Here is a 16,061-nt window from a genome sequence, read left to right on the forward strand (position 1 = left end):
TCAATTAATCATGCAAAAAACATCCATGCAACTTATTTCTTTAAAATAAACAATATAAAATTAATCTGACTAACCCACACGTCATTAAATCAATTAAATCGTTTAAAAACATATAGATAGCATGATTTATAAAATAGCTAAATCATCATTAAGTTAGATTAAAAGTGACGACTGAGGGGTTGGCGCATAATAACCCAGGTTATTAGTTGCGTGCTAAAAATGCAGAAAACGCGGTGTAATGGGTAACAGAAATACACCTTCGACTCACTTTTAAATAAGGCGAGCGTCAGGATTCAATATTACATAAAAACATCGGCGAGTAGGCATTGCTAAACATCAACGTATTCTTGTCCACTCTACGAATATGATAAAATGTCGATTCATTGCTGAAAAAATAGGCATACACCTCTTCCGGTAGGGTATCGCGCGGCGAATAGTTTACCTCGCCGTACTGGAAACGATAAAAGCTTCCTTGCGAGACATAGTTGAAATTGACCCGTCGATTGACGAAGTATTTGTCTTCACCGTCATTGGCAATCCCCGACAGGATCATCACGCCTTTATCACCGGACAGAAAGATGTAGTTTATTTTTAGCGACAGTTGGATGTCATCATGTGCCGCCTGCGCATCCAGAGAATTGAAATAGTTGAATGTGGCGTTCGCTTCGCAGGAAAAATCACCGAAATCATGGTGGCTGCGCACCAGAGAATACACCACGCTGCCGCTCAGCACGCACAGGCCGACCAGCGAGGCCGACAGAATATTTAACTTTTTTTCCATGCCCGGATGTACTCGCTCTCACAGTTATGCAAAACGGCCGCACTGTCTTTCGTGCATTTAGCGATGAACTGGCGTCCGCTGTCTTCATTGGCATTATGAGAACGATTAACCTTGGTAATGACGATCTCACCGGGGCGGCAGCGCTGACCATAAAGATCCTTCCTGGCCAAAAACTGCAAATAGTCGTCCTGATGGTTCTCCAAAAAGTTGCCGGCATAGTAGATCGGGCAGCCGTTCACCGTGCCGATATAAGACAATACCTGCTTCTTCTCACTGTCGCGATGATGCTTGTAATAGATAAAGCACAGCGCCAGAAAAGATAATGGCACGACGATAGATAAGCTACGCAGCAGAATAAAAAAATAGTGATGAGCGTTTTTTGCAGCGCCGGCCGACGTGGGCGCGCCAGCCGGCGCATCGGCAGCCTGGAGGGGCTCGGGTAAATCGATCCTCAGCCGGTCAATCGGTATAATTCTATTAAGCCTATACCCCTTTTTAGACAGGGTAACGATCAGGCGCTCATTGAAACCGACAGACGTCAATGCCCGCCGGGTGAGGCTGATATATTGATTTAACGTCGCGGAAGAGGCGCTGAAGCCGTGATCGGCCCACACCTGCTGCAACAGCGTCTCCCGGCTCACCGCCTCATGGCCATGTTCAAGCAAACATTTGAATACTCTAGAATTAACGCTAGATAAGAAAACTTCACGCCCCTTCTTTATACTCTTCAATGAACCGTTTTCAGTGTTAAATGTAATATCTTTATCAATGATATAAATCATGTTCAGCCTGACAGCGCACACGGGTTATTATTTAAACTTATTCAGTGAGTTCGACGACCGTCGCGAAGCACGGATAGTTTTTTCGCACAGAGAATAAACAATACTAACGCCATCCCAACAGGCGTGCAACTTTAAGAATCTTACCCATACTCCCGACAATATTTGTCCCACAAATAACGACATAAGCGCTATTTTTTTCACCGTCATCGGATCTGTTGGCGACAATACATTTTGTCTCAGGGTGGGAAATGGCTAACACGGCGCAGAGGAAAAGCCCCGCGCTCGCAGCGTGCGAAATAACGCTTGTGCAACGTGTCGATATGAAGAATAACGGGAAAAACGTTTGGCGGGCCACAAATGGGTGGGGACCCTGCCAGCTACATCCCGGCACACACGTCACCTGCTGCGGCTGCTTCCTTCCGGACCTGACCGAGTTCACAAGTTAGTGTTGCGGGAGAACCAACAGGGCCCCCATTGACGGCTTCTGTACTTCGAAGCGGTGGGCATTATCGGCGATGCCCTACCAAATAGCAAGCCAACCGGGACCAACCGCTGTTTTCTTACCCACCTGCGCTGTGGCACACTCTCCACCTGGGTTTTGACTCGCGCAGGAACGCAATATGCAACCAGAAGACGCCTCTTTCAGCCAGCGAGTATTCCACATCGTGGCCGCCATCCCGTTCGGCAAAGTCACCACCTACGGCGAAGTCGCCCGGCTGGCCGGTTCACCGCGCGCCGCACGGCAGGTCGGCGGCGTGCTGCGGCGTTTGCCGGAAGGCAGCGCGCTGCCGTGGCACCGGGTGATCAATCGGCATGGGCAGATTTCGCAGCAGGGGGAGGATTTTCAGCGGCAACGGCAGGCATTGCTGGCGGAGGGGATTATTTTCGGCCCGCACAGCACGGTCGATTTCGAGCGCTATGGCTGGCGCGGGTAAAACAAAACAGCCTTTGGCCGAAGCGCAAAGGCTGTTGATTTCATTTCGCTGTCCCGCAGTACGGTTACTGCATGGCGGTTGGTGCAGCCTGAATCGGCACGCCCTGAACCGGCACCAGCAGCAGATCGGCACGGGTGCCGTTGCGGTTGACCACTTCCTGGATGGTATCGGTAATAAACATCAGCCGCCCGTTGAGGGTCACCGCTGCGCTCAGGATGATGCGCGCGTTCGGCTGAATGTCGGCCGGATTGTATGGCAGCGTAAAGTTGAACGGCGCCTGTTGCCCTTCGGTACGTACCGCACGCTGTGCAATCACTTTGGACGGCGCATCCGCCAGCGAGGCGTCAGAGAGGGTGACCGTCAGTACGGCATCCGGCGGCAGCGCGATACGCTGACGGATGTTAACCGAACCTGTCACCGCCGGGCCCTGAATCTGCGTTTGCGCAGCCGCCGGGTTACCGGCCGCCTGTGTAGGCACATCAGCACTCTTTTGCGCGCATCCTGCCAGCGTGATCGTCAGTGCCGCGGCACCGCCTACGATTTGCCAGAGTTTCATGGATCGGTCTCCTTTTTTATTATCAACATGTTGGTGGCTTCCACCACCGCACCCATTAAACTTAGCACAAAACACTGATAAATCCACATTACTCCGCCTATTAATCACTCAGCCTGACCAAAGCGCCCACGATTAAGAACATTCTTATCGGCCCCTTAACGCAAGATGTTGACGCCGCGCCGTGATATTCCGCACACTGCGCAAAATGATTATTAGAGAGGTAACAACTTTATGAGCCAGGCATTGCAAAACCTCCTCGATCTGCTGGATCTGGAGAAAATCGAAGAAGGGCTGTTCCGCGGCCAGAGTGAAGATTTGGGGCTGCGCCAGGTGTTCGGCGGGCAGGTGGTCGGCCAGGCGCTGTACGCGGCCAAACAGACGGTGCCGGACGATCGCAGTGTGCATTCGTTCCACAGCTACTTCCTGCGCCCGGGCGACAGCAGCAAGCCTATCGTTTACGACGTGGAAACTCTGCGCGACGGCAACAGCTTCAGCGCACGCCGCGTCAGCGCCATCCAGCACGGCAAACCTATCTTTTATATGACCGCCTCCTTCCAGAGCCCGGAAGCGGGTTTTGAGCACCAGAACCGGATGCCGGACGTACCGCCGCCGGAAGGGCTGCTGTCCGAGTCAGAGATCGCCCAGAAGCTGGCGCATATGCTGCCGGAAAAAGTGCGCGAAAAATTTATCGGCCAGAAGCCGATCGAAATGCGCCCGGTGAAATTCCACAACCCGCTGAAAGGCAGCGTGGAAGAGCCGCATCGCTACGTCTGGTTCCGCGCCAACGGCAGCATGCCGGACGATCCGCGCATCCACCAATACCTGCTGGGCTACGCGTCGGACTTTAACTTCCTGCCCACGGCGCTGCAGCCGCACGGCGTCGGCTTCCTTGAACCGGGCATGCAGGTGGCCACCATTGACCACTCGATGTGGTTCCATCGTCCGTTCCGCATGGATGACTGGCTGCTGTACGCGGTGGAGAGCTCCTCCGCTTCCGGCGCACGGGGCTTTGTACGCGGCCAGATCTACACCCGCGACGGCGTACTGGTCGCCACCACCGTACAGGAAGGGGTGATTCGCCAGCGCGACGCCTGATCCGCACCATAAAGAAAGGGGCGATGTTTCCATCGCCCCTCATGGCTTCATCATTATTATTTTGGTCTTTAGCGCACTGCCCTGCTTCGCGTCTTACTGGTTGTAGGCGCTCTCGCCGTGGCTGTTAACGTCCAGCCCCTCGCGTTCCTGCTCTTCCGGCACTCTCAGGCCCACCATGGCGCCCGCTATCTTGAAGGCGATAAAGGCGGCGACGCTCGACCACACCAGCGTGATCAGCACGCTCACCAGTTGGATCCAGACCTGATGCCCCATCGTCACCCCTTCGGCGTAGCCGGTTCCGCCCAGTGAAGCGGCGGTGAACACGCCGGTCAGCAGGCAGCCGACGATGCCGCACACCCCGTGTACGCCGAACACGTCGCAGGTGTCGTCCACCTTCAGCCATTTCTTCAGCGTCACGACGCCCCACAGGCCGGCGACGCCGCCCACCAGGCCAATGATCAACGCCCCGCCCACGCCCACGGTGCCTGCCGCCGGCGTCACCGCAACCAACCCGGCGATCATGCCGGAGCAGGCGCCCAGCAGCGAAGGCTTGCCGCGCAGCACCCATTCGGCGAAGGTCCAGGAGAGAATGGCGCCCGCGGTGGCGACTACGGTGTTGAGGAATGCCAGGGCCGCAATGCCGTTGGCCGCGCTGGCGGAGCCGGCGTTGAAGCCGAACCAGCCGATATACAGGATGGACGCGCCGGTAAACACCATCGGCAGGTTGTGCGGTTTGAAGGCCTCTTTACCGAAGCCGGCGCGTTTGCCGATCAGGTAGGCGCCGACCAACCCGGCGCTGGCGGCGTTGATGTGCACTACGGTGCCGCCGGCGAAGTCCAAGGCGCCGTCGGTGGCCAGGTAGCCGCCGCCCCACACCATGTGCGCGATCGGCAGATAAGACAGCGTGAACCACACAATCGCGAAGATCAGCACCGCCGAGAAGCGAATGCGTTCGGCAAAACCGCCCACCACCAGCGCCACGGTGATACAGGCGAAGGAGGCCTGGAAGGCGACGTGGATCATCTGGCTGATGCTGCCGGTGACGCTGTCGATGCCGATGCCTTTCAGCATCGCCGTTTCGAACCCGCCGAACACCGCATTGCCCTCGCTGAACGCCAGGCTGTAGCCATACAGCACCCACAGCACGCAGACCAGCGCAAAGGTGACGGTGACCTGCGTCAGCATCGACAGCACGTTTTTGCCGCGCAGCAGGCCGCCGTAAAACAGCGCGATGCCCGGCAGCGTCATGAACAGCACCAATGCAGTGCAGATCATCATAAAGGCGTTGTCGGCCTTATCGGCGACCGCCGGGGCGGCCAGGGCCAAAGAAGGAACCAGGGTTACCGAACTCAGGCCCAACATGGATAACAGTCTTTTCATTATCAATCCATCCCCATCACTAAACTGAGTTCGTGGTTACAGTGCCGACTCGTCGGTTTCGCCGGTGCGAATGCGGATCACGCGTTGCAACTCGGCAACGAAGATTTTGCCGTCGCCGATTTTGCCGGTGTAGGCAGCTTTGCTAATCACATCAACCACGTCATCCAACTGATCGTCGGCGATGGCGATGTCGATTTTGACCTTGGGCAGGAAGTTGACGTTATATTCGGCGCCGCGATACAGCTCGGCGTGCCCCTTCTGGCGGCCAAAGCCCTTTACTTCGGTTACGGTCAACCCCTGAATGCCCACGGAGGACAGAGCCTCGCGCACGTCCTCCAGCTTGAACGGTTTGATTACCACGGTCACCAGCTTCATATTGCCCCTCCACGAATTAAGCCCAAACTCACCCCTGGTACGCGTGATATGTAGCAAGGCCTGTGCCAAATTTGATTTCGCATGATGATTCAACGGATTAGCGGGAACGCGGGCGCCGCCGCGCCGCCGCACAGTACCGATACCTTGAATGGGTTAAATAATGCGCACCGATTTGGTGCGCATCGCGTCGAAAAAGTGCAGAAAGGGGGCGTAGCACAGGCGGGTTGCCTGCTTGTGGTGCGTTGGAAAGAAAGAAGGGCCGCGCTAGCGACCCCCGGAAATCAGGCGGGCAGGCTCTCCTCGCGAACCGCCTCCGCCAGCTGTTCGCCCGCCAGCTGCAGCTGGTACATCTGGTAGTAGCGCCCCTGTTGCGCCAGCAGCTGCTGATGGTTGCCCTGCTCCACCGCCTGGCCGCGATGCAGCACCAGGATGGAATCGGCATCGACGATGGTCGACAGCCGGTGGGCGATCACCACCAGCGTGGTGTGCTCGCGGATAGCACGCAACGCGCGCTGGATCGCCTGTTCGGTGCCCGAGTCGATATTGGCGGTCGCCTCGTCGAGGATCAGGATCTGCGGCGCCTGCACCAATACTCGCGCCATCGCCAGCAGCTGTTTCTGCCCGACCGACAGGTTATTGCCCTGCTCCCCCAGCCGGGTGTGAATACCCTGCGGGAAGCCGCGCACCAGACTCGCCAGCTGCACCGTTTCCAGCGCCCGCCACACGGCGTCTTCCTCGATGTTACGCCCCAGCGTGACGTTGGCCAGCACCGAATCGGCGATCACCACCGGATCCTGCTGCACCATCGCCACGCCCTGGCGCAGCGTGCGGTGCGACAGGCTGGAGATCGGGCGGCCGTCGAGGCGCACTTCCCCCTCGCTGACCGGGTAGTAGCCCATCAGCAGGTTGGCCAAAGTGCTCTTGCCGCTGCCGGTATGCCCGACCAGCGCCACGAAGCCGCGCGAAGGCACCGCCAGCGAAATATGCTGCAGCACCTTTTTGTCCGCGCGGTAGGCGAAGCTCAGATCGGTGATGTCGATGCGTCCGCCGGCCAGCGGACGATCGTCGGCGCCGTAACTCTGCTGGCAGCGATCCATCAGCTCGAAGATGCGCTCGCCGGCCACCACCGCCTGCTGCAGGATCGACTGCTGCGATGTCAGCTCGATCAGCGGTTCGTTCAGGCGCCCCAGGTAGTTGATGAAGGCGTAGAGCACCCCGACGCCAATCACGCCCTCGCCGCTGAAGCCGAACAGCATCAGCAGGCCGCACAGCACCAGCGCCGAAAACAGGCTGAGCAGCGGCCGCAGCAGGAAGCCGTCGAGCCGCAGGGTCTGCATGCGCGCAAGATAATGCGACTGGCTGGCGGCGCTCATGCGCTCGCCGAAGCGCACCTGCTGGCGGAACTGCTGAATCACGCCCATGCCGTTGATCACTTCGTTGAAACCGTCGTTGATGTCCGCCAGATAGCTGCGCACCCGGCGCACGATCGGCGTGCTGTAATATTGATAGATGCCCATTACCACAAACACCGCCGGGAAGATGCAGACCGCCACCAGCGCCATGCGCCAGTCGAGGCTGAACATCGCCACCAGCATGGCGCCGATCAGCGCAGCGCTTTTCAGCACCGTGGAGACCACCATCACGTACAGATCCTTGATCACCTCGGTGTCATTGGTAACGCGCGAGATCAATTGCCCGACCGGCTGCGTGTCGAAGGCGCTGAGCGGCTGGCGCAGCGCGGCGTCCATCACGTCGGTGCGCAGCCGCTGCACCACCCCCACCGCCGCCTGGTTGAACAGCAGCGCCTGGAAATAGTGCAGCGCCGCCGCCAGCAGTTCCAGCAGAATGTAAGCCGCCGCCAGCCCGCCGACGATCATCAGCGGCAGCTGCCCTTTGGCGACATAGTTATCGATAAAATAGCTCACCAGGATCGGCCCGGCGACTTCCGCCGCCGCCGCGACCCACAGCATCAACACCGCCAGCCCCAGCGGTTTACGGTACGGCGAGCCATAGGCCAGCAGCCGCTTCAGCGTCGGCCACAGCTTTTGCACTTTATTCATCGGCCAACGCCTCCTCGCCGTTTTCCGGCGCTTCGTCCAGCGCCGCTTCCAGCTGCTGATACCGGTACATATCGCGATACCAGCCCGGTTGCGCCGCCAGCGCCGCCGGATCGCCGCGCTGCGCTACGCCACCGTGCTGCATCACCAGGATCTCGCTGGCTTCAGCCAGCGCCGACAGCCGGTGCGCGCTGATGATCACCGTGCGATCTTGCCCCCAGCTGCGCAGGTTGTGCAGGATCTGGTGTTCGGTGCGGCCGTCCACCGCCGACAGCGCGTCGTCGAGGATCAGGATCTCCGCATCCAGCAGCAGCGCACGCGCAATGGAGATGCGCTGTTTCTGGCCGCCCGACAGCATTACGCCGCGTTCGCCCACCTCGGTGTCATAGCCCTGCGGCAGCCGCAGAATGTCCTCATGGACGCTGGCCAACCGCGCCGCCTGTTCGATCTGCGCCTGCGTCGCCCCCGGATGGCCCAGCGCGATATTGTTCGCCACGGTATCGGAAAACAGGAACGGCGTCTGGCTCACCACCGACAGCCGCGAACGCCAGTCGTCGAGTTTGACCTGCGGCAACGGCAGGCCGTGATAGCGGATCTGCCCTTGGTCGACGTCGAACTGACGCTGGATCAGCGACAGCAGCGTCGACTTGCCGGCACCGGTCGGCCCGCACAGCCCCAGCATCTGCCCCGGCTTCAGCGTCAGCGCCACGTCATGCAGCGCCGGTTGTCGGTTTTCCGGGTAGTGGAACGCGTGAATTTCCACCTCCAGCACGCCGCGCCCGGCCGGCAGCGCCTGCGGGCCGTCCTGCACCGCCGGCGCCTCGTCGAGCAGGCTGCGGATGCGGCCGTAGGCCGCGCTGCCGCGCTCGACGATGTTGAACATCCAGGCCAGCGCCAGCATCGGCCAGATCATCAGGCCGAGGTACATCACAAAGCTGGTCAGTTGCCCGAGCGTCAGCGACCCATTCACCACCATCCAGCTGCCGCCGCCGATGGCCAGCAGGTTAGAGGCACCGATGGCGATATAAATGGTCGGATCGAAGCGCGCATCCACCCGCGCCACGTGCATATTCTTGGCGCCGGTCTGCGCCGCCACCTCAGCAAAGCGGTTGGATTGGTGATCTTCCAACCCGAAGGCCTTGATCATGCGGATGCTGGTCATGCTTTCCTGCGCCTGATCGTTCAGGCTGGAAAACGCCGCCTGCGCCGATTTAAAGCGCTGATGCAGCTGGTCGCCGTAATATTTGATGGCGATCGCCATCAGCGGCATCGGGATCAACGCCAGCACCGTCAGCTGCCAGCTGATTTGGGTGCTCATCACCACCAGCACCACCAACCCCATCACCAGCGAATCCACCAGCGTCAGCACGCCTTCGCCGGCGGCGAACACCACGCGGTCCACGTCGTTGGTGGCGCGCGCCATCAGATCGCCGGTGCGGTGGCGCAGGTAGAACGCCGGGTTTTGCCGGCTGAGCTGGCGGTAAAAGTTTTCGCGCAGCTCGACCGCCAGCTGGTAGGACGCGCCGAACAGCAGCACCCGCCACACATAGCGCAGCAGGTAAACGACGATCGCGGTGCCGATCATCAGCCCGAGCCAGGCCATCAGCACGCCGGTAGACATCTGTTTTTCGGTGACGCCGTCCACGATGATGCCGACCAGCTTAGGCGGCAGCAGCTGCAGGATGGCGATGACGATCAGCAATACCACCGCCCCGAGGTAGCGGCGCCACTCCCGGCGGAAGTACCAGCCGATTTGTGCAAATAATCTCACGCAGTTTGATTCCAGGGTTTTATGGGATTTGTCTCTTTTTCTGCTTCAGCAGAGCAGGATACCACCGTTGAGCCGCCCGTCCGGTGAACTTTTCACTCCGGCACCGGCAGCGCGGTGGTGTATTTGATTTTTTCCATGGCAAAGCTTGAGGTGACATCGATGAGGCCCGGTACGCCATTCACCAGGCGCTTATAGAAGCCGTCGTAGCTTTTCATGTCCGCCACTTCGACCTGCATCAGATAGTCGTACTCCCCCGCCATGCGGTAGAACGCCAGCACTTCGGGCATCTGGCTGGTCAGTTGCACAAACGCCTGATACCACTCGCTGCTGTGCTGCTGGGTCTTGATCAGCACGAACGCCGTCAGCCCCAGGCCGAGCTTTTCGTTATCCAGCAGCGCCACCCGGCCGCGGATATAGCCCTCGTCTTCCAGGCGCTTCAGCCGTTTCCAGCACGGCGTCGAGGTCAAATTGACCGCATCGGCCAGCGCCTGCAGCGACTGGGTGCAATCTTGCTGCAGCATGCACAGCAGCTTACGGTCTGTTTTATCTAACATAGCGGCCACCAGGAGAAAAATTTTCTCTCATTAGGCGATTAAACAGGGAAAATGGCAATCCTTTTTTCCTGTCGACAGGCTATGCTACGCCATAAACCAGCCCCCTATTTTGAGGCCAAATCATGACAAACTCTTGGGTAAAATATGCTATCGGTGAAATAGAAGCGGATTTTCAGCGCTCCGCCGATACGCACCTGATTCGCCTGAACCTGCCGGCGTTTCCCGGCATCTGCCTGTATTTGAAGGACGAGAGCACCCACCCGACCGGCAGCCTGAAACACCGCCTGGCGCGCTCGCTGTTCCTTTATGGCCTGTGCAACGGCTGGATCACCGAGAACACCACCATCATCGAGGCCTCTTCCGGCAGCACCGCGGTGTCCGAAGCCTACTTCGCCCGCCTGATCGGCCTGCCGTTCATCGCGGTGATGCCGTCCTGCACCGCGCGCCGCAAGGTGGAGCAGATCGCCTTTTACGGCGGCCGCTGTCACTTCGTCGATCACGCCGCCCAGATCTACGCCGCCTCCGAACAGTTGGCGAAAGAGCTGGACGGCCACTATATGGACCAGTTCACCTACGCCGAACGCGCCACCGACTGGCGCGGCAACAACAACATCGCCGACAGCATCTTCCGCCAGATGGCGCGTGAACCCTTCCCGGTGCCGAAACATATCGTGATGAGCGCCGGCACCGGCGGCACCTCCGCCACGCTGGGGCGCTACATCCGCTATCAGGGGCACGACACCCAATTGACGGTGGTCGATCCGGAAAACTCGGTGTTCTATGACTGCTTCCACCACGGCGATCGCACTCTGATCGGCAGCTGCGGCAGCCGTATCGAAGGCATCGGCCGCCCGCGCGCCGAGCCGTCGTTCATCCCTTCGGTGGTCGACAACATGCTGCGGGTGCCGGATGCCGCCAGCGTCGCCACCATTCACTGGCTGGAAGCCGTGCTCGGCCGCAAGGTCGGTGCCTCCACCGGCACCAACGTCTGGGGCGCGCTGCAGCTGGCGAAACAGATGCGGGAAAACGGCGAGCAAGGGTCGATCGTCACCCTGCTGTGCGACAGCGGCGAGCGTTATCTGGATACCTATTACAACCCGGAATGGGTCAGCAACAACATCGGCGATCTACAGCCGTATCTGGCGCAGCTGGCGGATTTGTAACGCCAGGCTCCGGATAAAAAAAAGCCGGGTAGTCAAACCCGGCCGGCTGTAAGGAGAACCTCATTCTTCGGGGGAATAGGTGAGGCAAGGTGAACGCAGCCAATGTTGTAAATAGTGGGCCACCGCCTGTTGCTGGCAATGGCCGATAACCGGTAGCTGCGGCAGCAGGGATTTCAGCTGCGGCAGGGCGTTGCCCATCACCACGCCGTGCCCCACCGCCCCCAGCATCTCTTTGTCGTTCATCGCGTCGCCGAACGCCATGCAGTCGGCCATCGTCAGCCCCAGATGGCGGCTCAGCCGGTCCAGCGCCGTGCCTTTGTTGCAACCGAGCGGCAGCACTTCCAGACAGTCGTAAGCGGAAAAGCACAGGTCTGCCTCGTCGCCCAGCTGTGCCCGCAGCTGCACCTGCAACGCCAACAGCTCCTCATGCGGCGCGACAAAGCACACCTTGCTGTTGCCGAACGCCGGCAGGCGGCGCACGTCGGCCAGCTGAAAACGAAAGCCGCTCAGGTGGTGCGCCCGCAGCATCTCTTCCGGCACGGGAAACTCGGTCAGCCAACCTTCATCGCGGAACACATGCATGCTGGCGCGGGTGCGCCAATGATGATGCAGCACCTCTTCGGCGACCGCCGCCGGCAGATCGGTGGCGTGCAGCTGTTGGCCGCGGTTGTCATACACTCGCGTGCCGTTGCCGGTGATCAGGTAACCCCGCAACCCCAGCTGCGCCATGATCGGCTGCGCGTCGAGGTAATGCCGCCCGGTGGCGAACGTCACCACCATCTCCCGCTCCACCAGCTGGTTCAGCACCGCCAGCGTTTCCGGGCCAACCCGGTGATCCGGCATCAACAGCGTGCCGTCCATATCGAAAGCTGCCAGGCGATACATAAAGACCTCTTGAATGTGAACGCGATTACAATCCGTGCAGTATGGGATGGTATTTGCGGAAGTAATAGTGAACAATTTGAAAAAACTGTTCCGGATTTTTGCCCATGCGCCTGGTTCACCGTCTCAGCCAATATCAACGCCTGTACCAACAGCTCGGCAACGTGCCGGTCGCCGTGACGATCGGCGAGCTGGCGGCGATGTTCTACTGCAGCGAACGGCACGCCCGCACGCTGGTGCAACAGCTGCAGGATCAGGGCTGGCTGAGCTGGCATTCGCAGCCCGGCCGCGGCAAACGCGCCCGCCTGCACTGCCTGAAAACCCCGGATGAACTGCGCGCGCAGCTGCTGCAACAGCTGCTGCAACAGGGCAACCATCAGGGGGCGCTGGAGATGGCGCAGCTCGATCCGCAGCACCTGCAGGATCTGCTCAGCCCGCACCTCGGCGGGCAATGGCAGGCCGGCAGCCCGACGCTGCGCATTCCCTATTACCGCACGCTGGAAGCGCTCGACCCACTCACGCTGACCGGCCGCGCCGAGCAACATCTGGTATCGACCCTGCACGCCGGGCTGACCCGCCTGATGACCGGTAACCCGGAACCGCAACCCGATCTGGCGCACCACTGGCAGATTGGCGAGCACGGCCTGCGCTGGCGCTTCTTTCTACGCAGCCAGCTGCGCTGGCACAACGGTGAAGCGCTGACCGGCCAACAGCTGCTGCAAACGCTGGAAAAACTGCAGCGCCACCCGCGCAGCCAACCCAGCCTGGCCAACGTCGCGCACATCAGCCTGCCGCATCCGCTGTGCATCCAGTTCGATCTGCACCTGGCGGACTACTGGCTGGCCCACCGGCTGGCGGAGCTGCCTTGCCTGATGACCCACCCGGAGCTGCCGGCCATCGGCGCCGGCCCGTTCAAGCTGGCATTGAATGAACCGCAGCTGGTGCGGCTGGAACAGCACGCCGGTTACCATCTGCAGCATCCGTATCTGGACACCATCGAATACTGGATCACCCCCGACCTGCCCACCGCCGGCGCCGACACCAGCTGCCAGCATCCGGTGCGCATCACCATCGGCCAGCAAGACGATTTGGCACAGGCCCGGCCGGTGCAGCGCAGCATGAGCCTGGGCTGGTGCTACCTGGCGCTGAACCTGCGCCACGGCGTGCTGAGCGAAGCCCAGGGGCAAAAGCTGCTGATGCTGATCCAACAGTCCGGCCTGCTGAGCCGTCTGCCGATCCCCAACAGCGTGATCACCCCCAGTCATGAAATGCTGCCCGGCTGGCGTATCCCCAGCCAACGGATTGAGGAAGATGTCCCCCTGCCTGCCCGGCTGACGCTGCTGTATCGGCCGCCGGTCGAGCTGGAAACGGTGACGGTCGCGTTGCAACGGTTGTTGGCGCAGCACGGCTGCGAGCTGGAGGTGCGCTACTACGCCGGCAAACGCTGGCAAAGCGAGGCGCAGATCGCCCAGGCCGACCTGCTGCTGGCGGATAACCTGATCGGCGAAGCGCCGGAGGCGACGCTGGAAAGTTGGCTGCGGCAGGATACGCTGTGGCGCGGCATCCTGACGGAAAGCCGCTGGCAGCAGCAACAGGAGACGCTGCGGCAGATCCAGCAGCTGCAGGCGCAGCAACCGCGCTTCGCACAGCTGCAGGCTTATTATCAACGGCTGATGGCCGCCGCCATCATCACACCGCTGTTTCACTACCAGTACCAGATCAGCGCGCCGCCGCGCATGCATGGCGTCACGCTGACCGCCCACGGCTGGTTCGATTTTTGCCAGGCGTGGCTGCCGCCGCCGGTGGACGACGCCCCGGCCTAAGCCGAACCGCCCTGCGCCTGGCGGCTCTTTCTGCTACTATTGTCGCCGCAACGCAATTTTTATCCTGCCGCCCGAATGTGTATCGGGAATGGCCAAAGCCCAAAAAGGTGATTTTATGAAGCGCGCGGTTGTCGTTTTTAGCGGTGGACAAGACTCCACGACCTGCTTGATCCAGGCATTGCAACAGTATGACGAAGTTCACTGCGTCACCTTCGATTACGGCCAGCGTCATCGCGCCGAGATTGAAGTGGCTCAAGCGCTGTCGGTGGCCCTCGGCGCCAAGGCGCACAAGGTGCTGGACGTGACACTGCTCAATGAGCTGGCCGTCAGCAGCCTGACGCGCGACAATATTCCGGTTCCCGCCTACGATCCCAACCAGAAAAATGCGCTGCCGAGCACCTTCGTGCCGGGCCGCAACATCCTGTTCCTGACACTGGCGGCGATCTACGCCTACCAGGTGGAAGCGGAAGCGGTGATCACGGGCGTGTGCGAAACCGATTTCTCCGGCTACCCGGATTGCCGCGACGAGTTCGTTAAAGCGCTGAACAAAGCGGTGGCACTGGGTATCGCCCGCGATATCCGCTTCGAAACGCCGCTGATGTGGCTGAACAAGGCCGAGACCTGGGCGCTGGCGGATTATTACCACCAGCTGGACCGGGTGCGTCAGGATACGCTGACCTGCTACAACGGCATCAAGGGTGACGGCTGCGGTGAATGCGCCGCCTGCAACCTGCGCGCCAATGGCCTGACGCAGTACCGGGCCAACCAGGCGGAAGTGATGGCGGCGTTGAAACAAAAGGCCGGTCTGGCGTGAGACAGTGACGGCGGCAGCCTCTGCCGCCCGTGAGCTTACAGTGGATTATCCTTCGGCGTGAGCGCCTCCAGGTGCTCGCGCAATTCCCCTTCGATCGGCAGCGCCCGCTGGGTTTTCAGATCGACGCACACGAAAGTCAGCAGCGCATCGGCCACCGGCGTCCCCGTCGGATCCTGCGTCACCTTTTGGCTCAGCACCCCGCTCTTGCCGTTGAGCTGCACCATCTGGCTGTCGATACGCAGCTTATCCCCCAATACCGCCGGGCTGCGGTAATTGATATTGATATTCACCACGATGAAAGCGATGTTGTTTTCCGTCATCCAGCGGAACCCGGCCTCGTTCTCCAGCCACTCCCAGCGCGCCTCTTCCAGAAACTCCAGATAGCGGGCGTTGTTAACATGCTGGTAAACATCAAGGTGATAACCGCGAACTTTGATAAAGGTTTGCATAGGGAACGATCGCTCCTGCCTGGTGATTACAGAAAAAGGGAGCCGCATCGGCTCCCTCGCCCGTTTGGTCAACGCGCCAAACTGGTAAGACCTGTAAAATGTAGCAGAGGAGTCACGGCCTCAGCGGCATTTTGCCACACGGCCGCGAGCGGGATCACATTTTCAGCCGGCTGCGGTTCTTCTCAAACAGTGCCGGCCCGATGCCCGGAACTTCCTGCAACTGTTCAACCTGGGTGAACGGCCCGTTCTGCTCGCGGTAACGCACGATGCCCTCCGCCTTCTTCAGACCGACGCCGCTCAAGGCGGCGGCCAGCTGTTCGGCAGTAGCCTGATTGATGCTGACCGCCACCTCTTCAGTTGCCTTTGTCATCACCGATTGCCCGCCATTGCTCGCCGGTGTTGAGAGCATGGGCGCCGACGCCTCGGTTTTTCCCGCCGCGGCGGCCGGCCCCGCCAGGCACAACAACAGCGCTGCCAGCGCGGCGTTAACGTAACGATGGTAACCGAAAAACGCTTTTTTCTCTGAATGTTGCATGCTGTATCCTCCTTGTGTGTGACAGCAAGGCTACCTTGCCGCGGCGGCGGATATTCAGCAATCGACGGATGTCAGATGTGGAAAAGGCCGCGAAGGCGGCCTTTGTTTG

16 protein-coding genes and 1 other RNA gene are annotated in these 16,061 nt (G+C 60.1%); 5 read left to right on the forward strand and 12 right to left on the reverse strand.

Annotation, left to right across the window (positions count from 1 at the left end):
- Window positions 1-286: 286 nt before the first annotated feature.
- From M6G53_RS04780 to ffs, 3 genes are all read right to left on the reverse strand, one after another.
- Window positions 287-781 carry a FidL-like protein gene (locus tag M6G53_RS04780; RefSeq protein ID WP_253329385.1) on the reverse strand — a complete coding sequence of 165 codons (495 nt, stop codon included), beginning with the start codon at window positions 779-781 and terminating at the stop codon, window positions 287-289.
- On the reverse strand, window positions 766-1,563 hold the full coding sequence (locus M6G53_RS04785) for a winged helix-turn-helix domain-containing protein (RefSeq protein WP_253329387.1): 798 nt from the start codon (window positions 1,561-1,563) through the stop codon (window positions 766-768). The genes M6G53_RS04780 and M6G53_RS04785 overlap by 16 nt, the downstream gene beginning before the upstream one ends.
- 368 nt (window positions 1,564-1,931) lie before the next feature.
- An RNA gene (gene ffs / locus M6G53_RS04790) (signal recognition particle sRNA small type) lies at window positions 1,932-2,028 on the reverse strand.
- A 155-nt stretch (window positions 2,029-2,183) separates the two neighbouring features.
- Here ffs and M6G53_RS04795 point away from each other — a divergent pair.
- Window positions 2,184-2,498: an MGMT family protein gene (locus M6G53_RS04795; RefSeq protein ID WP_253329389.1), complete on the forward strand. Its 315-nt coding sequence runs from the start codon at window positions 2,184-2,186 to the stop codon at window positions 2,496-2,498.
- Window positions 2,499-2,562: 64 nt separating this feature from the next.
- Here M6G53_RS04795 and M6G53_RS04800 read toward each other — a convergent pair whose 3' ends face one another.
- The gene (locus M6G53_RS04800) at window positions 2,563-3,054 is read right to left on the reverse strand and encodes a YbaY family lipoprotein (RefSeq protein ID WP_253329391.1); all 492 of its coding nucleotides are present in this window, start codon (window positions 3,052-3,054) and stop codon (window positions 2,563-2,565) included.
- A gap of 231 nt (window positions 3,055-3,285) precedes the next feature.
- Here M6G53_RS04800 and tesB point away from each other — a divergent pair, with 231 nt between their 5' ends.
- Entirely contained in the window at window positions 3,286-4,149 is an 864-nt protein-coding gene (gene tesB / locus M6G53_RS04805) for an acyl-CoA thioesterase II (protein WP_253329393.1), read from the forward strand.
- A 93-nt stretch (window positions 4,150-4,242) separates the two neighbouring features.
- On the opposite strand, the gene amtB is transcribed toward tesB, so the two are convergent.
- From amtB to M6G53_RS04830, 5 genes are all read right to left on the reverse strand, one after another.
- Window positions 4,243-5,529 (reverse strand): ammonium transporter AmtB, encoded by a 1,287-nt coding sequence (amtB, locus tag M6G53_RS04810; protein WP_253329395.1) that lies wholly within the window; start codon window positions 5,527-5,529, stop codon window positions 4,243-4,245.
- Between the two features lie 36 nt (window positions 5,530-5,565).
- Entirely contained in the window at window positions 5,566-5,904 is a 339-nt protein-coding gene (gene glnK, locus M6G53_RS04815) for a P-II family nitrogen regulator (RefSeq protein ID WP_253329404.1), read from the reverse strand.
- A gap of 281 nt (window positions 5,905-6,185) precedes the next feature.
- A complete protein-coding gene (gene smdB, locus M6G53_RS04820) occupies window positions 6,186-7,964 on the reverse strand; it encodes a multidrug efflux ABC transporter permease/ATP-binding subunit SmdB (RefSeq protein ID WP_253329406.1) in 1,779 nt (592 codons plus the stop codon).
- Window positions 7,957-9,732, reverse strand: a complete 1,776-nt coding sequence (gene smdA, locus M6G53_RS04825; RefSeq protein WP_253329408.1) for a multidrug efflux ABC transporter permease/ATP-binding subunit SmdA — start codon at window positions 9,730-9,732, stop codon at window positions 7,957-7,959. Before smdA ends, smdB begins: the two co-directional genes overlap by 8 nt.
- A gap of 92 nt (window positions 9,733-9,824) precedes the next feature.
- Entirely contained in the window at window positions 9,825-10,286 is a 462-nt protein-coding gene (locus M6G53_RS04830) for an Lrp/AsnC family transcriptional regulator (RefSeq protein WP_004940330.1), read from the reverse strand.
- 122 nt (window positions 10,287-10,408) lie between these two features.
- On the opposite strand from M6G53_RS04830, the gene M6G53_RS04835 reads away from it, so the two are divergent.
- Window positions 10,409-11,449: a PLP-dependent cysteine synthase family protein gene (locus M6G53_RS04835; RefSeq protein ID WP_253329410.1), complete on the forward strand. Its 1,041-nt coding sequence runs from the start codon at window positions 10,409-10,411 to the stop codon at window positions 11,447-11,449.
- A 60-nt stretch (window positions 11,450-11,509) separates the two neighbouring features.
- On the opposite strand, the gene cof is transcribed toward M6G53_RS04835, so the two are convergent.
- Window positions 11,510-12,334 (reverse strand): HMP-PP phosphatase, encoded by an 825-nt coding sequence (gene cof / locus M6G53_RS04840; RefSeq protein ID WP_253329412.1) that lies wholly within the window; start codon window positions 12,332-12,334, stop codon window positions 11,510-11,512.
- A 104-nt stretch (window positions 12,335-12,438) separates the two neighbouring features.
- On the opposite strand from cof, the gene M6G53_RS04845 reads away from it, so the two are divergent.
- Together M6G53_RS04845 and queC are read left to right on the forward strand one after the other, a co-directional pair.
- Window positions 12,439-14,154, forward strand: coding sequence for an SgrR family transcriptional regulator (locus tag M6G53_RS04845; protein WP_253329414.1), 1,716 nt, complete (start codon window positions 12,439-12,441; stop codon window positions 14,152-14,154).
- Window positions 14,155-14,269: 115 nt separating this feature from the next.
- Window positions 14,270-14,968 (forward strand): 7-cyano-7-deazaguanine synthase QueC, encoded by a 699-nt coding sequence (gene queC / locus M6G53_RS04850; RefSeq protein WP_253329416.1) that lies wholly within the window; start codon window positions 14,270-14,272, stop codon window positions 14,966-14,968.
- A 35-nt stretch (window positions 14,969-15,003) separates the two neighbouring features.
- On the opposite strand, the gene M6G53_RS04855 is transcribed toward queC, so the two are convergent.
- Window positions 15,004-15,417 (reverse strand): acyl-CoA thioesterase, encoded by a 414-nt coding sequence (locus M6G53_RS04855; protein ID WP_253329418.1) that lies wholly within the window; start codon window positions 15,415-15,417, stop codon window positions 15,004-15,006.
- Window positions 15,418-15,571: 154 nt separating this feature from the next.
- Entirely contained in the window at window positions 15,572-15,952 is a 381-nt protein-coding gene (locus M6G53_RS04860; RefSeq protein WP_253329420.1) for a ComEA family DNA-binding protein, read from the reverse strand.
- Window positions 15,953-16,061: the final 109 nt, after the last annotated feature.

This window comes from Serratia nevei (assembly GCF_024160145.1).
Lineage (GTDB): Bacteria > Pseudomonadota > Gammaproteobacteria > Enterobacterales > Enterobacteriaceae > Serratia > Serratia nevei_A.